We start from the raw sequence: 14,242 nt of genomic DNA on the forward strand, positions 1-14,242 counted from the left end.
GCCTTTTTTCGTGGCCGTGTGTTGCAAAGATGTCGTGTGATGCAACGACTTCTTGTGCTGAAACGACTTCTTGTGCTGAAACGACAAAGGCGCCTGGTCCGAGACGAAACTCGGAACAGGCGCCTCTGGCGACGTTTTACGGAACCTCGGGGGTTTCGGGGTCGGAAGAGAAGCCGGAAAGTAGTTCGATCAACTTCTGGATCAGTTCGAGCGGGTTCAGATCTTCGAGGCTCACGGTAAAGACTCCTTCGCTGTGGAACTACTTGATTCGGACATTTCAGAACATACGTCATGTCCAACCGTGGCGGGAGAGCTATCGGCGAAAATCTCTGAATCCCAAAGATTTAGGACTAAAGTCGGATGCTCCGGTGCCTGGAAAACGCGATGGCTGCCGTATCCGGGCGTAGCTCTTCACGTTTCGCGGCGATGGGCGATCGTGCCATCAAAATGGCTGCGGCACAGGCCCATACCAGGGTGATCAGAATGCCAGCTATCACTCCGAAAAGGCCGCTCAGCTCGGCGGCGAGCGCGCTGGCACCGATCGCAGCAACTCCGACGAATCCGAGCCCGGCGACCACCGGACGCCACTGCGGGGCGGAGATCAAGATCGCCGAGCAGTACAGCGCGGTCGCCGCTGCGACGTGACCGCTGGGCAATAGGTCCTGGGGCACATCGGGGAGCCAGGAACCGAATGCCGCGTTGGTGAGATTGGCGCCCATTCCGAGGAGCAGGATCGCGCCGATGCCGTATGGCAGTCCGCGGACCATCGAGACGACGGCCAGAGCGGTAGTGGCTGCGAGTACAGCGGTGACGTCGAATCGGCCTACCGTCCACTCGGCAAGTGCGCGCACCTGTTCCGGGACGCTCAAACCGGGCGAGGTGGGTCGCACGAAATACAAGACGCCCAGCGCTACGACGGCGATCGCGGCAAGGACGAGGAAGCGAGTGGTTGTGGAGGGAGCGGGGTGCTGGGTGGAGGTCGAGACGGTCACGAGTACCAGCATCCCTGTTGAGTCTGTGCCGATCGTGAGGATCAGCTGTGAGGTCTGTAGGCGGTCGGAGAATCGCGCCGAACGACACCCGCACAACCCGCTGCGACCAGGACGCATGCAAACGGGATCAACATTGCTGTGGTGAGAGGCACAAGCTTGGTGACCCACCCGATGGTTGCCGGCCCGGCGAGGAATCCGATGTATCCCATGCCGACGACGCGAGACATGTTGGTACCGGCCGAACCTGAGCCCAGATTTCCGGCCGTGGTGAAGATCTGCGGAATACATCCCGACAGGCCTGCGCCGAACAGTGCCCAACCGAGCAACGTCAGTGGTAGCCAGCCGGATACCACGACGGTCAGCATGCCGACGGACGACAGCAACGCGCCGTAGCGAACCACGGCCACCGGGCCTACCGCCGCGCTGATTCGATCCGCGGTGAACCGGCCGACGGTCATCATGGCGGAGAATGCGCCGAACGACAGTGCGGCAACGGCATTCGAAACACCGAGATCTTCCTTGACCTGCAGCGCGCTCCAGTCGTTAGCCACTCCCTCGGCCAGCATCAGAACAAAGGCGAGGGTTCCGAGAGCGAGCACCCGAGCCGAGAATCTGCCGTGTGTCTTTCCGGTTGTCGACGCAGTTTCGGCATGAACGTCGACGTGAGGGAGCAGGGGGCGCGAGCACAACCAGACTGCCAGCAAGCCGATTGCCGACGCGATGCTGAGCGTGACGTACGGCGGAAGATCCAGTGCGAGAGTGCCGAATCCGATGACGGACCCCAATACGCCACCGACCGAGAACATACCGTGAAACGCCGCCATGATCGGGCGCCGGTACAGCCGTTCGGCCTCGACGGCCTGCGAGTTCATCGACACGTCCAATGCGCCATTCGCAAAGCCGAACACGACAAGTGCAGCGCCCAGTTGCCAGGTGTTCGTGGCAAACCCCGGGCCGAGAGTGGCGAATGCCAGCCCGCTACCCGCCAGGACGACCATGCGTCTGCTGCCGTATCGATCTGCGAGCGGGCCGCTCAACTGCATGCCGGCAATGGCTCCGACTGCAAGAAGGAGAAGAAGTGAGCCGAGCGTCGAGTGACTGATTCCCACACGGTGTTCGATGGACGGGATGTGGACGACCCACATCGCGAGGAGAAATCCGTTGATGCCGAAAATGCCGAAGATGCCGGCGCGGGCGCGCACCAGGGCGGCGGTGGGGACTGCGCGGTCGGTGGGGTTGACGCTCACTCGTTCCTTTTTACAGGTGAGTCAGCAACAGGTCCGGGTTCGCGAGCATCTCTGCGACAAATGAGAGGAATCTCGCGGCCTGCTCACCGGTCAGCACGCGGTGGTCGAACGTCAACGTCAGTGTCACGACGCTCCGCACTTCGATCTTGCGCTCGATCACCCACGGACGCTCGCTCACCGAGCCCAGACAGAGAATGACGGCTTCTCCCGGATTGAGAAGCGGAATGCCGCCCTCGACGCCGAAGACTCCGACATTGGTGATCGTGACGGTGCCACCCGTCAGGTGACGGACGTCCGTCTTTCCCTCACGGGCAGCAACGGTCAGTTCGGTCACCGCGCGTGCGAGTTGGACCAGGCTGAGTGTCTCGGCGCTTTTGATGTTGGGCACGGACAGTCCACGTTCGGAGGCGACGGCGATGCCGAGATTCACGTCATCGTCGACGGCGGCGTCGCCGCGGGCCTCGTCCCAATGCGCGTTCACCATCGGGTGCGAGGCGATGGCGGCCACCATTGCCTTGGCAGCGAGAGTCAGCGGAGTGAGGGACAGTCCGGTGAACGCCTCCGAAGAACGGAGCCTGCCGAGCAGTTCCATCGAAGGCGTGATATCGGCGGTGAGGAAGACGCTGGCCTGCGGAGCGCGGACGCTGGCAACCATCGCCGACGCCATCTGTTTTCGTAGCCCGGACGAGGCCAGGCGTGTCGCGTTATCCGAAGGCGCCTGCACGGTAAGCGCGTCTGCGACGTCAGCTGCGGTGACGGCGCCGTCGAATCCGCTGCCGGTGATTTCGCTCAGTTCGATGCCGGCTTCGCGGGCCGCGCGCCGCGCCGCGGGTGTTGCGGGCTGTCGTTCGGTATTCGCCGCGGATTGCGAGGCGGGCGTGATCTTGCTCCGTCGGCGGCTCGGTCTCTCGGCCGCGGGTCCGTATCCGACCAGCACGCTCGGAGACTGTGAATCACTTGGAGACGGTGAATCTGCAGGCTCCTCGATACGGATGATCGGAGTACCCACCGGAACGGTAGTGCCAGGTTCGACGAGGAGTTCTCTGACAACGCCGACGTAGGGCGACGGCAGTTCGACAAGAGCTTTGGCTGTCTCTACCTGGGCGAGAACTTGATTGAGTGCCACCGTGTCGCCGACGCCGACCGTCCACTCGACCAGATCGGCGGACGTCAGGCCCTCGCCGAGATCCGGCAACCGGAATTCGTGCCCTGTACTCATGCTGCCAGCGTCCGGTCGAGTGCTGCGAGGATCCGGTCGGCGTCCGGAAGGTGAAATCGCTCGAGCTTGGCGGGCGGGTAGGGGATGTCGAATCCGGTGACCCGCAGGATCGGTGACTCCAGCTGATAGAAGCAGTGTTCCGCGACGTGTGCTGCGATTTCGGCGCCGACGCCGAGAAACTTCGGAGCCTCGTGGACGACGACCAGCCGGCCTGTCTTGTTCACCGACGCCTCGATCGTGTCGAAGTCGACGGGGGAGAGTGAACGCAGATCCACGACCTCCAGATCGTGGCCTTCTTCTTCGGCAATCCGCGCGGCCTCGAGTGCGGTGGCGACCATGGATCCGTACGCAACCACTGTCGCGTCGTCTCCAGGGCGAGCGACGCGGGCACGGTGGAGCGGAAGCTCGGGCGCGGCATCGGTATCCACGTCGGCGGTGTCCCAGTAGCGCCGTTTGGGTTCGAGGAATATCACCGGGTCGTCGCCGGCAATGGATTGGCGGATCATGTGAAAACCGTCGATCGGATTGCTCGGGTACACCACCCGCAGCCCTGCGGTGTGAGCGAAGTACGCTTCCGGCGACTCCGAATGATGTTCCACCGCGCCGATTCCGCCGCCACTGGGAATCCGAATCGTCAGTGGCGCAGAGGCAGCGCCTCGGGTGCGGTACTGGATCTTGGCCACCTGCGAGACGATCTGATCGAAAGCCGGGTAGACAAACCCGTCGAATTGAATTTCGCAGACAGGCCGATATCCGCGCAAGGCAAGCCCGAAAGCTGTTCCCACGATCCCTGATTCGGCGAGGGGCATGTCGATCACCCGAGTGTCGCCGAAGTCCTTCTGCAGGGCGTCGGTAACCCGGAATACGCCGCCGAGACGGCCGACGTCCTCGCCCATGATAACAACGCGACGATCGTCTTCGAGTGCGCGTCGAAGGCCGGTGTTGAGCGCGGTCACCAGATTCATGACGGTCATGACGAAGCCCCTTCCAGGCTGCCCAGATACGCGCGATGCTCTTCGCGTTCAGCGTCGACCAGTGGGTGTGCCTCGGCGTAGACGTGATCGAATAGCGCTGACGGGGGCGGATCGGCGAGCGCGATGGTTGCGCGTCGCAGTCCAGCGGCGACGTCGTCGGCGGCTGCCGCGATGGTGCTGAGTTCGTTTTCTCCGAGAAGATCGCGACGGCCGAGGAGCAGACGCATTCGCTCGAGCGGATCGCGGCTTTTCCACTCCGACATATCCGTATCGGTGCGGTACCTGCTCGGATCGTCGGAGGTCGTGTGCGGGCCCATCCGGCAGGTGATCGCCTCGATGAACGTCGGGCCGCTGCCTTCGCGTGCGCGATAGAGCGCCGAGCGCGTCACGGCGAGCACGGCAAGGACGTCGTTACCGTCGACGCGGATCGCCGGAATACCGTAACCGATCGCCCGATGCGAGATGGGTGTACGGGACTGCAGGGATACCGGTTCACTGATTGCCCACTGGTTGTTCTGGCAGAAGAAGACAACGCCGACACGGAAACTGGCGGCAAATCCCATCGCCTCGGCGATGTCACCCTGACTTGTGGCGCCGTCGCCGAAGTACGCGATCGTTGCGATCTCGGCGCCGTCCAGGTGTGCGCCGAGTGCGTATCCGGTGGCGTGCAGCCCTTGGGAGCCGACGACGATCGCCGGATTGGTGACGTTGAATTGTTCTGGATCCCAACCGGAATGGGAGATTCCTCGCCACATGGTGGTCAGCAATTCGGGGGGAACACCCCGGCAGTACGCGACGGCATGTTCGCGGTAGCTGGTGAACGCGAAGTCGTCTGGGGCGAGCGCTCTCGCGGAACCGACCTGCGCGGCTTCCTGACCGAGCATCGGAGCCCACAAACCGATTTCGCCTTGACGCTGCAGGGCAACAGCTTCGGTGTCGATTCGGCGACTCACGACGAGATCGCGATACAACGACAGCAGTTCGTCAGGCCCGATGTCCGTTATCAGGCGGTCGAATTCGGGACGGCACACCCGTGCGCCGTTCGGTTGGATGAGTTGGACCGGATAATCGAGGTTGTCGATCATCTTCGCTCACCTCGGTTTCTGCTCATGCCCGGCGCGCCTCGTGAGTACGCCGCACAATCCCGATGTGTCGTATGCAGTTGTCGCTCTACCATCAGGATCCCCCTGATTGGGAAATCCGCAAGTATTTTCACTGCCGTATCAAGACCTGAACTGCGAACTGGCGAGTAACAAACGTGTCGGTACGGCCAACCGATCGGACTTCAACCGCTAGCATCGGTGCGGTGACTGCAGTCGGTTTGAACGAAGAAGCTGTTTCCGCGTGGATCGCCGAACTGGGGGTCGGCGCCACGACACCACTGACTTTCGAGAGGATCGGTAACGGGCAATCGAACCTGACCTACTCCGTGACGGATGCGGGCGGAGGACGGTGGGTACTGCGCAGACCTCCACTCGGCACGTTGTTGGCGTCCGCGCACGACGTCGTTCGCGAGCACCGCATCCTGTCCTCGCTCCAGGGAACCAAAGTGCCGGTTCCGAAGATCCTCGGCATCACGGAAGATCCGGAGATCACGGACGCTCCGCTGGTCCTCATGAGCTACATCGACGGCGTTGTGATCGACGGCGTTCCGGTGGCTCAGAAGTTGACCGAGGACGAGCGTCGCGCGGTCGGCTTGGCGATGCCCAAAACCCTCGCCAGCATCCACGGAGTTGACCTGGAAGAGACCGGGCTGGACGACCTGGCCAGCCGCAAGCCCTTTGCCAAGCGTCAGCTCAAGCGGTGGTCGGCGCAGTGGGAGAAGTCGAAGACCCGCGATGTTCCGGATGTCGACCGATTGGCCGAGATTCTGCACCGAAACATTCCGGAACAGAACGAAGTGACGTTGGTTCACGGCGACTTCCACCTCAACAACGTCATCACCGATCCGGCCGAGGGGCGCATCGTTGCCGTCGTCGACTGGGAGCTGTGCACGTTGGGGGAGCCGCTCGCGGACCTCGGTGCGCTACTCGCGTACTGGCCGGAAGCCGGTGACAAGGTTGCCGGTCCGTTCATGGCGTCCACGCTGGAAGGCTTCCCGAACCGTGACGAGCTGGTCGCTGCCTACGTCGAGGCGACTGGCCGCGACGTGTCAGCGGTCGGATACTGGCACGTACTCGCTCTGTGGAAGCTCTCGATCATCGCGGAGGGCGTGCTGCGACGTATCCTCGACGATCCGCGCAACAAGGCCGAGCACGGCGGCCCGACGGTCGCGCTGATCGACGGAATCGTTGCACGCGCCGTCTTGACGGCAGGTCAGCTCGGTCTGAGCTAGTTTTCGGTCAAGGTCCCGGCTGCAGATCTGATGGCCGCCGGGATCTCCACCGGCTTACGGGTGTCGGCGTCGACGTAGACGTGGACAAAGCGGCCGGTGGCAGCGGGTTCCCAATTGCCACCGTCGACCTCGTGGAATATCGCCAGGGCGTAGACGATGCTCTTGGTGCCCAGCTTCTCGACGGAGATACCCACCTGCAACTGCTCGGGGAACGACAGTTCGCTCAGGTACCGGCACGACGTCTCGGCGACGACGCCGATGGCAGGCAGGGTGCGGATGTCGGTTCCAGTGGAAGACATCAGCCAGGCGTTGACCGCGGTGTCGAAGTACGAGTAGTAGGTCACGTTGTTGACGTGGCCGTAGTGATCGTTGTCGTCCCACCGCGTCGGGACGGGCCAGAGAACGGGAAACTCGCTGATCGACGGGGGCGTCTGCGCTGTGCTCACGGCTTCGACTGTAGTGAGGACTTTCGCGAGAGTGGGGGCAGGGTGGTGCCCTGTAGGACTGCACGCACGATCAGCCCCACTAACAGCGCCCAGAATGCCGATCCGATTCCCAGGATACTGACCCCGGATGCGGCGATCAGAAACGTGACCACGGCGCCTTCACGTTCACTCGCCTCGCTCAGCGCCGCCGTGAGGGCGCCGGCAAGCGTTGCCAGGAGCGCCAGTCCGGCAACAGTTTCCACGACTCCGGCCGGTGCGGCGGCTACCAGAGCGGCCACCGCGGCCGCGCCGGCAGCGAGAACGAGATACGCCCAGCCTGCGGTGAAGGCAGCGATCCATCGACGTTTGGGATCCGGATGTGCAGTGGGGGCGGCGGCCAGGGCTGCGCTGATCGCCGCGAGGTTGATCGCATGGCCACCGGCCGGTGCGCCGACGATGGTGCCGATACCCGTCACGATCATCGACGGCCGCCAGGGAACGGTGTAGCCGAACGAATTCATCACGGCCACACCGGGAATGTTCTGCGAAGCCATCGTGACGATGTAGAGGGGAATCGCAATGCCGATCATTGCCTGCCAGGTCCACGACGGCGCGGTGAGATCGATGCGGGGAATCATGGCGCCGGCGTCGAGCACTCGATCCGACGTGACGAGGCTGATCCCGATCACGACCGCTGCTGTGAGAAACGCGAGCGGAACCGCCCATCGCTTGGAGAAGCGCTGCGCGGCAAGCCAAACCAGGATGACGGGCGCGACCGCTGCCGGTGCGTCCCGGACGGCGATGATCGGCGCCAGGCACAACGGCATCAGAACCCCGGCGAGCATCGCTTGCGCGAGGGGCGTCGGGATTGCCGAGATGATCCTTCCGAGCGTCGGCCACAGTCCGGTCAGCACGATCGCGATTCCGACGACGATGAATGCTCCGACCGCGGCCGGCCACCCACCCTCGACCGCTCCGGCGCCGGCGAGCAGAGCGGCACCGGGCGTCGACCAGGCCAGGGTGATCGGCATCCGATACCGGCGTGAGAGCCAGAGCATTCCCAACGCTTGGGTCACACACAGAACCAGCAGTCCGGACGCCGCCTCGGTTGCGTCCGCACCGACAGCCGCGAGGCCGGTGAGCACCACCGCGAACGAACTGGTGAAGCCGACGAGGGCCGTGACGATGCCTGCGCTCATCGGTTGCGAGTTGCTGCGAACGGCTTCCGGTTCGGTGGTATCTGTGGAGTCCGACATGGTCAGTGATTCTGCCCGACCCGCTCCAGACCCGATTTACCTGTCCGGTCGGATGGGTGAGGTGACCGCTTTGCCGTAGATGAGGTGCGTTTGGGCGTGCCAGACCTCGGGATGTGCGGCGAGGTGGTCGATCAATACCCGTTGTAGATGAGCGCTGTCACGGACCGCGACGTGGAGGAAGAAGTCCTCGGGCCCCGAGACGTTGAAGAGCGCAAGCGTTTCCGGCAGCGCTAGCGCGTCGGCGGTGAACCGGTCGACGAGGTCGCGGCGGTGTGGTCGCAATTGAACGGCGATGATCGCCTGCATCGACCGGCCAACGGCTGCCGGATCGACAACCGCATGGATGCCGCTGATCGTGCCGTTGGCGCGTAGGCGTCGTACGCGCTCGTGGCACGAGGACGTCGCCAAACCGACTCGATCGGCCAACACCTTGTTGGTGATCGACGCGTCGTTCTGCAATTCGGCCAAAATCTTCCAGTCCACCGGATCCAGAGGCTCATTCTTCGTCATCTGCCGAACTATATCCGGAGTCGTTTTGAACTTCCCGGATCCAGTTGCACACTCCTGGCATGAACATGTGTCTCGAATCAGCTCGGGTGTGAGGTATTTCGGATGAGTGTCGGTCAATGGCTCGCTTTCGGCTCCCTGCTATCCATCGTCCTGTTCACGCCGGGACCGGATTTTGTCCTGATCCTGCGTCATTCTCTGGCAGATCGTCGGACCGGCGCGGTGGTGGCCGCCGGTGTGATTTCCGGGCTCTTCGTTCACACCGCTGCCGCGTCACTGGGTCTCTCCGCACTTGTGGCGACACGGCCACAGTTGCTCTCCGCGCTCACCTACGCCGGGGCGGCATATCTGACCTGGCTCGGCATCTCCGCGATTCGAAGTGCTTTCAAAGCCCGCGCCTCGGACGAGGGAATTCCGGCAGCGAAAGAACCGATCGCGGTCACCACGGCATTTCGCTACGGCTTCCTCTCGAACCTGCTGAACCCGAAGGCGTTGTTGTTCTTTCTCGGGCTACTCCCGCAATTCATCGAGCCGGGTGAAGGCGCAGGGCTGCGGACGTTGATGTTGGCGGGCGCGACGGTGGTCGCCGCGGCACTGTGGTGGGCGATCGTGGTGGTGTTGGCGGCCGGAGCCGGCAAGAAGCTGCGTCGCCCTGGCGTCGGGAAGCGAATCGACGTGGTGACGGGAGTGTTGTTGGTGGGCCTCGGTGCCTTCTTCGGGGTTGCATGAGTGGTCGTGTCAGGATGGGCTCATGACACTTCCCGTGCTGATCGACGTCGAAGAACTGTCCGCTCTCATCGAGGCCGGCGCTGCGCCGCGATTGCTCGATGTCCGATGGGCGCTGGGTGATTCGAACGGCGAGCAGCATTTTCGCGACGGCCATATTCCCGGTGCGGTATTCGTGAACCTCGACGAGGAACTTGCCTCGCCGCCGTCGCCGGACGAGGGGAGGCATCCGCTGCCGAGTCTCGAAGACCTGCAGGCCGCTGCGCGTCGTTGGGGAATCGACGACGGTGATTCGGTGGTGCTCTACGACGCCACCGGCAACACGGCCGCTGCCCGTGGTTGGTGGCTGCTGCGGTGGGCCGGGCTCTCGGATGTCCGACTGCTCGACGGCGGGCTACAGGCCTGGGAGTCCGCGGGACTGCCGTTGGCGGCCGGTATCGGTGAGTCGGTCACTCCGGGCAGCGTGACTTTCACCGGCGGCAACATGCCGACGGTCGACATCGACGGCGTCGGCGACTGGACGCGTGCGGGCGGTGTGCTTCTCGACGCCCGAGCAGGGGAGCGGTACCGCGGCGAGGTCGAGCCGATGGATCCCGTCGCAGGGCACATCCCCGGTGCGGTGAGCGCGCCGACCGCGGAGAACATCACCGGCGACGGGCGGTTCCTGGATGCGACCCGCCTGCGTGAGCGGTTCGCCGGACTGGGCGCCGGAGACAGTGTCGCGGTGTACTGCGGATCCGGAGTAACTGCAGCGCATGAGATTGCGGCACTCGCGATCGCCGGTTACGACGCGACGCTGTTCCCGGGCTCGTGGTCACAGTGGTCCAACGACAGCACTCGCGCCGTCGACACCGGAGCCTGAGTCAGCTCTTGATGCGATCGATGAATGACGGCACGAGAAACCACAGCGCCGTGAACATGATCGCGGCGCACGCTGCCAAAACCTTTGCGGCAACTCCGCCGACGGCGACCTCGGCGATCAACAGGACCGTGCCGGTCATGGAGGCGGCCAGAAAGGCTATGCCGCACAGGGCGAATCGGTTGGCCACGGGCAATATGTTCTCGCGGTGCCCACGGCGGAAAAGCATGCGATGCCAGACCGCGGGTGCCATCAGGAACCCGAACGAGATGGCAACAAGGATCACTGTCACCAAGTGGATGCCGCGGATGTACGCCGACGCTTCCTCGTAGCGTTCGGTGAATGCCACGGCCAGCAGGAAGGCAAACAGGATCTGCACACCAGAGAGCGCGACGCGCAGTTCTTGCAACAACTCGTTGAAGTTCCGCGCGAGTTGTTGAGGTGGAGTCTCCCCGGTCTCGTTCACGGCGACGTGGTTCCTACGCCCGTGAGTATTCCGACGCTCGCTGGATCTGCTCCGCGCTCGGGCGCACACCGGTGTAGAGAACGAACTGCTCGGCGGCCTGAAGGGCAATGACCGACGCTCCTGTGATCGCCGTTTTGCCGAGTTCGGTCGCCAACGCGATCAGTGGCGTCTTCGAAGGCATCGCGACGACGTCGAAGACGACATCGGCTGCGCGCACTGCGTGCTCGGGGAACGACAGTGCATCTGCTTCTGCGCCGCCGGACATACCGATCGGGGTGGCGTTGATCAGCACACCTGGACGAAGCTCACCGAGTTCGGCCTGCCAGTCGAAGCCGTACTGCTTCGCAAGCGATGACCCCACTTGCTGGTTGCGGGCGATCACGGTGACGTCGGTGAATCCGGTGTCGCGCACCGCGGCGACGACTGCTTTTGCCATGCCACCGCTGCCGGCGACAGCGACGGACAGGCTCGTGTCGACGTTGTTGTCACGCAGTAGATCGGCCACCGCCTGATAGTCGGTGTTGTAGGCGTGCAGCACTCCGGACTCGTTGACGATCGTGTTGACGGAGTCGATGGCGCTGGCCGAATCATGCATGACGTCGATGTGCTCGATGACCTGTTCCTTGAACGGCATCGACACCCCGCAGCCTCGAATCCCGAGTGCTCGGATGCCGCCGATCGCGGCTGGCACGTCTTCGGTGGTGAAGGCTTTGTAGACGAAGTTCAGGCCCAATTCCTCGTAGAGGTAATTGTGAAATCTGGTGCCGATGTTGCTCGGTCGCCCGGAGAGCGACATGCACAGGAGCGTGTCCTTGTTGAGGTCGACGGTCATCGTTCCCACTCTAATCGCGAGTTCGGAGTAGTTCTTGATGGAGGAGTGCACCCATCCGGATGGCCCGCAGCGCCGAATGTCGGGTATCCGATCGAAGCACCACTCGCACCGACAGAGCCGAGACGACATGGTCACACAGAACATCGACGAGCACCCGAGCACCGAATCTCGTCCACCGCGTCGTAGATGGGCTGCTCACGCGATCTCCGGGGTCTTGGCCGCGGCTGTCGTCCTGGGCGTCGGTGAACTGGTTGCGTTGCCGATCAACCCGGACGCGTCGCCCTTCTACGCGGTAGGTGCGACTACCGTCGACCGAACGCCGGCGTGGGCTCGCGAGTTCGCGATCGACACTTTCGGTACCAATGACAAGCCGGCGCTGTTCATCGGAATGTCGATCTTGATCGTTCTGCTCGGTGCGGTGGCCGGGCTCCTGGAACGGCGACGCCGCCCGATCGGCAGCGTCATTCTCGTTCTTCTGGGCGCGGTTGGTGTGTATGCGGCGATGCAGCGCCCGACTGCCGATGCGATGTACGTGTTCCCGACGCTGGTCGGTGTGGTGGCGGGCGTCGCAACCTTGCGGTTGCTGATCACACAACTCGAAGTGCCGCTCTCGCCGGGCGTCGCCGACTCGTGGTTGCCTCGTCGTCAGTTCCTCCTGCTTGCGGGTGCGGCGTTGGCAGTGGCTGCGGCAGCGGGTGCGGCCGGGAAGTTCGTGGGGCAGAGAATCGCCGGAGCAGTAGCGAATCGTGAAGATTTTGTCGTGCCCACCGCCGCTGACCCGGCGCCGCCGATTCCGGCGGGTGCGGACATCGCGATTGCGGGTGCGTCGACGTACATCACGCCCAACGACGACTTCTACCGAATCGACACTGCACTCCTCGTTCCGCAATTGACGACGGATTCGTGGGAACTGCGGATTCACGGAATGGTGGACCGCGAGATGACGTTGTCGTTCGACGATCTGGTGGCGCGAACGCCCATCGAGCGAGTCATCACGCTGACGTGTGTCTCGAACGAGGTGGGCGGCGTTCTGGCCGGGAACGCGAAGTGGATCGGTTATCCCATGAAGGACCTGCTCGACGAAGTCGGTGTCCATCCCGACGCCGACATGCTCCTCTCGACCAGCGTCGACGGCTTCACAGTCGGCACCCCGGTCGAGATAGTCACCGACGGCCGTGACGCGATTCTCGCCGTGGCGATGAACGGTGAGCCGTTGCCGTTCGAGCACGGCTATCCCGTTCGGCAGGTCGTTCCCGGTCTGTACGGTTTCGTCTCCGCCACCAAGTGGGTGACGGAGTGGGAACTCACGCGTTTCGACAAGGTCGAGGCCTATTGGACCCAGCGCGGTTGGGGTGCGCAGGCACCGATCAAGACGTCCTCGCGTATCGAGGTGCCGGCAGCTCTGGCTCCCATCGAGCCGGGCCAGGTGCTGGTGGCGGGAACGGCCTGGGCGCAGCATCGCGGGATCGAGAAGGTCGAGGTTCGCGTCGACAACGGTGAATGGCAACCGGCGACACTGGCGCAGGAGTACTCGATCGACACCTGGCGTCAATGGTCGTGGATGTGGGATGCAGGCTCGGGTTTGCACACGGTGCAGGTCAGAGCGACGGATTTGGACGGGAACGTTCAGGTGGAAGAGCGCACTCCGCCGATTCCCGGTGGTGCCACGGGATGGCACACCAGGTCGTTCACCGTGAAGTGACGTCGGAATCCGAATGAGGTTCGGTATACAGACGAACAACGCGTTGAGCCATCCATCCGGCGATCAGGGTTCGCAGGCCGAAGTCGAACGTGTCGTCGGTTCGCAGCGGGGTCGTAGCCTCGCGCGTGACCTCGCTCGGGTTCGAGGATTGAGTCCACGCGACATCCGGCGTCGAGAGTTTCACGACGGATCCGAGAACCAAACTGTCCAGCGTGGAGATTGCGTGACGAGTGTCGGTCGGATCGAAACCGCCGTCCGAAAATGCTTGAACCAGTGCAGTATCGATATCAAAAGTCACCTCGGTGCGGACGCTGCGTGTCATGAGTAGCGGGATGAGGCGCCAATGTTCGACGGCAGCTCGGCGATAGGCCCACCCCCACGCGCTGATCCGTTCGCTCCATCCTGGGGGTGGGTGGGGGACAGAGATCGACGACATCACGCGGATGCGCATGAGTTCGACGATCTCGGATCGACCCGAAATATGTGTGTAGAGCGAAGACGGAGTCACGTTCAATTGCTTGGCGATCCCGGGCATGGTGAAGTCGCCGGTCGCGTCGACAGCATCCAGAGCCGCGTCGGTGATGTTTCGCGTGGACAGTATCGGCTGGGTGGGACGCGGCATCGATTCTCCTGGTGAGGGATTCGTCAGCAATCTCGGACTTCATCGAGTGATGACAACTCCTTGATTTCGGGAGCCGATAT

General features: G+C 63.4%; 15 protein-coding genes. 4 read left to right on the forward strand and 11 right to left on the reverse strand.

Going from position 1 to position 14,242, the window contains the following annotated elements; translation table 11 throughout:
- Window positions 1-350: 350 nt before the first annotated feature.
- From M1L53_RS23555 to pdhA, 5 genes are read right to left on the reverse strand one after another with little or no spacing between them, the layout of a single operon-like run.
- Window positions 351-1,004: a hypothetical protein gene (locus tag M1L53_RS23555; RefSeq protein WP_007726101.1), complete on the reverse strand. Its 654-nt coding sequence runs from the start codon at window positions 1,002-1,004 to the stop codon at window positions 351-353.
- Between the two features lie 29 nt (window positions 1,005-1,033).
- Window positions 1,034-2,239 carry an MFS transporter gene (locus M1L53_RS23560; protein WP_054187319.1) on the reverse strand — a complete coding sequence of 402 codons (1,206 nt, stop codon included), beginning with the start codon at window positions 2,237-2,239 and terminating at the stop codon, window positions 1,034-1,036.
- 10 nt (window positions 2,240-2,249) lie between these two features.
- A complete protein-coding gene (locus M1L53_RS23565) occupies window positions 2,250-3,458 on the reverse strand; it encodes a dihydrolipoamide acetyltransferase family protein (RefSeq protein ID WP_054187320.1) in 1,209 nt (402 codons plus the stop codon).
- Window positions 3,455-4,432, reverse strand: a complete 978-nt coding sequence (locus M1L53_RS23570; RefSeq protein ID WP_054187321.1) for an alpha-ketoacid dehydrogenase subunit beta — start codon at window positions 4,430-4,432, stop codon at window positions 3,455-3,457. The genes M1L53_RS23565 and M1L53_RS23570 overlap by 4 nt, the downstream gene beginning before the upstream one ends.
- Entirely contained in the window at window positions 4,429-5,517 is a 1,089-nt protein-coding gene (gene pdhA, locus M1L53_RS23575) for a pyruvate dehydrogenase (acetyl-transferring) E1 component subunit alpha (protein WP_047270247.1), read from the reverse strand. The genes M1L53_RS23570 and pdhA overlap by 4 nt, the downstream gene beginning before the upstream one ends.
- 221 nt (window positions 5,518-5,738) lie before the next feature.
- On the opposite strand from pdhA, the gene M1L53_RS23580 reads away from it, so the two are divergent.
- Window positions 5,739-6,767 (forward strand): phosphotransferase family protein, encoded by a 1,029-nt coding sequence (locus tag M1L53_RS23580; RefSeq protein ID WP_054187322.1) that lies wholly within the window; start codon window positions 5,739-5,741, stop codon window positions 6,765-6,767.
- Here the strand turns inward: M1L53_RS23580 and M1L53_RS23585 are convergent.
- Genes M1L53_RS23585 through M1L53_RS23595 form a run of 3 tightly spaced genes read right to left on the reverse strand, consistent with a single transcriptional unit; the run spans window position 6,764 to window position 8,958 of the window.
- Window positions 6,764-7,213, reverse strand: coding sequence for a thioesterase family protein (locus M1L53_RS23585; protein WP_042447890.1), 450 nt, complete (start codon window positions 7,211-7,213; stop codon window positions 6,764-6,766). The genes M1L53_RS23580 and M1L53_RS23585 overlap by 4 nt on opposite strands.
- Window positions 7,210-8,448, reverse strand: coding sequence for a benzoate/H(+) symporter BenE family transporter (locus M1L53_RS23590; RefSeq protein WP_054187323.1), 1,239 nt, complete (start codon window positions 8,446-8,448; stop codon window positions 7,210-7,212). The genes M1L53_RS23585 and M1L53_RS23590 overlap by 4 nt, the downstream gene beginning before the upstream one ends.
- A 36-nt stretch (window positions 8,449-8,484) precedes the next feature.
- The gene (locus tag M1L53_RS23595; protein ID WP_003941284.1) at window positions 8,485-8,958 is read right to left on the reverse strand and encodes an Lrp/AsnC family transcriptional regulator; all 474 of its coding nucleotides are present in this window, start codon (window positions 8,956-8,958) and stop codon (window positions 8,485-8,487) included.
- A 102-nt stretch (window positions 8,959-9,060) separates the two neighbouring features.
- On the opposite strand from M1L53_RS23595, the gene M1L53_RS23600 reads away from it, so the two are divergent.
- Both M1L53_RS23600 and M1L53_RS23605 read left to right on the forward strand, forming a co-directional pair.
- Window positions 9,061-9,684: a LysE family translocator gene (locus M1L53_RS23600; RefSeq protein WP_003941342.1), complete on the forward strand. Its 624-nt coding sequence runs from the start codon at window positions 9,061-9,063 to the stop codon at window positions 9,682-9,684.
- Between the two features lie 22 nt (window positions 9,685-9,706).
- A complete protein-coding gene (locus tag M1L53_RS23605; RefSeq protein ID WP_042447884.1) occupies window positions 9,707-10,543 on the forward strand; it encodes a sulfurtransferase in 837 nt (278 codons plus the stop codon).
- 1 nt (window position 10,544) lies between these two features.
- On the opposite strand, the gene M1L53_RS23610 is transcribed toward M1L53_RS23605, so the two are convergent.
- Both M1L53_RS23610 and M1L53_RS23615 read right to left on the reverse strand, forming a co-directional pair.
- The gene (locus M1L53_RS23610; protein WP_042447880.1) at window positions 10,545-11,006 is read right to left on the reverse strand and encodes a DUF6328 family protein; all 462 of its coding nucleotides are present in this window, start codon (window positions 11,004-11,006) and stop codon (window positions 10,545-10,547) included.
- A gap of 13 nt (window positions 11,007-11,019) precedes the next feature.
- A complete protein-coding gene (locus M1L53_RS23615) occupies window positions 11,020-11,838 on the reverse strand; it encodes a shikimate 5-dehydrogenase (RefSeq protein WP_007726117.1) in 819 nt (272 codons plus the stop codon).
- A gap of 127 nt (window positions 11,839-11,965) precedes the next feature.
- Here M1L53_RS23615 and M1L53_RS23620 point away from each other — a divergent pair, with 127 nt between their 5' ends.
- The gene (locus M1L53_RS23620) at window positions 11,966-13,540 is read left to right on the forward strand and encodes a molybdopterin-dependent oxidoreductase (protein WP_020908339.1); all 1,575 of its coding nucleotides are present in this window, start codon (window positions 11,966-11,968) and stop codon (window positions 13,538-13,540) included.
- Here M1L53_RS23620 and M1L53_RS23625 read toward each other — a convergent pair.
- Window positions 13,527-14,162 carry a TetR/AcrR family transcriptional regulator C-terminal domain-containing protein gene (locus tag M1L53_RS23625; protein WP_054187324.1) on the reverse strand — a complete coding sequence of 212 codons (636 nt, stop codon included), beginning with the start codon at window positions 14,160-14,162 and terminating at the stop codon, window positions 13,527-13,529. The two genes, M1L53_RS23620 and M1L53_RS23625, sit on opposite strands and share 14 nt — an antisense overlap.
- Window positions 14,163-14,242: the final 80 nt, after the last annotated feature.

The sequence above is a fragment of the Rhodococcus sp. T9N genome (assembly GCF_024436645.1).
Classification (GTDB): Bacteria; Actinomycetota; Actinomycetes; order Mycobacteriales; family Mycobacteriaceae; genus Rhodococcus_F; species Rhodococcus_F qingshengii.

Excerpts from the sequence above, each read along its gene's own strand:
- M1L53_RS23555 (WP_007726101.1), bottom strand. The coding sequence starts at position 1,004 with ATGCTGGTACTCGTGACCGTCTCGACCTCCACCCAGCACCCCGCTCCC.
- M1L53_RS23565 (WP_054187320.1), bottom strand. The coding sequence starts at position 3,458 with ATGAGTACAGGGCACGAATTCCGGTTGCCGGATCTCGGCGAGGGCCTG.
- M1L53_RS23570 (WP_054187321.1), bottom strand. The coding sequence starts at position 4,432 with ATGACCGTCATGAATCTGGTGACCGCGCTCAACACCGGCCTTCGACGC.
- pdhA (WP_047270247.1), bottom strand. The coding sequence starts at position 5,517 with ATGATCGACAACCTCGATTATCCGGTCCAACTCATCCAACCGAACGGC.
- M1L53_RS23590 (WP_054187323.1), bottom strand. The coding sequence starts at position 8,448 with ATGTCGGACTCCACAGATACCACCGAACCGGAAGCCGTTCGCAGCAAC.
- M1L53_RS23595 (WP_003941284.1), bottom strand. The coding sequence starts at position 8,958 with ATGACGAAGAATGAGCCTCTGGATCCGGTGGACTGGAAGATTTTGGCC.
- M1L53_RS23600 (WP_003941342.1), top strand. The coding sequence starts at position 9,061 with ATGAGTGTCGGTCAATGGCTCGCTTTCGGCTCCCTGCTATCCATCGTC.
- M1L53_RS23605 (WP_042447884.1), top strand. The coding sequence starts at position 9,707 with ATGACACTTCCCGTGCTGATCGACGTCGAAGAACTGTCCGCTCTCATC.
- M1L53_RS23615 (WP_007726117.1), bottom strand. The coding sequence starts at position 11,838 with ATGACCGTCGACCTCAACAAGGACACGCTCCTGTGCATGTCGCTCTCC.
- M1L53_RS23620 (WP_020908339.1), top strand. The coding sequence starts at position 11,966 with ATGGTCACACAGAACATCGACGAGCACCCGAGCACCGAATCTCGTCCA.
- M1L53_RS23625 (WP_054187324.1), bottom strand. The coding sequence starts at position 14,162 with ATGCCGCGTCCCACCCAGCCGATACTGTCCACGCGAAACATCACCGAC.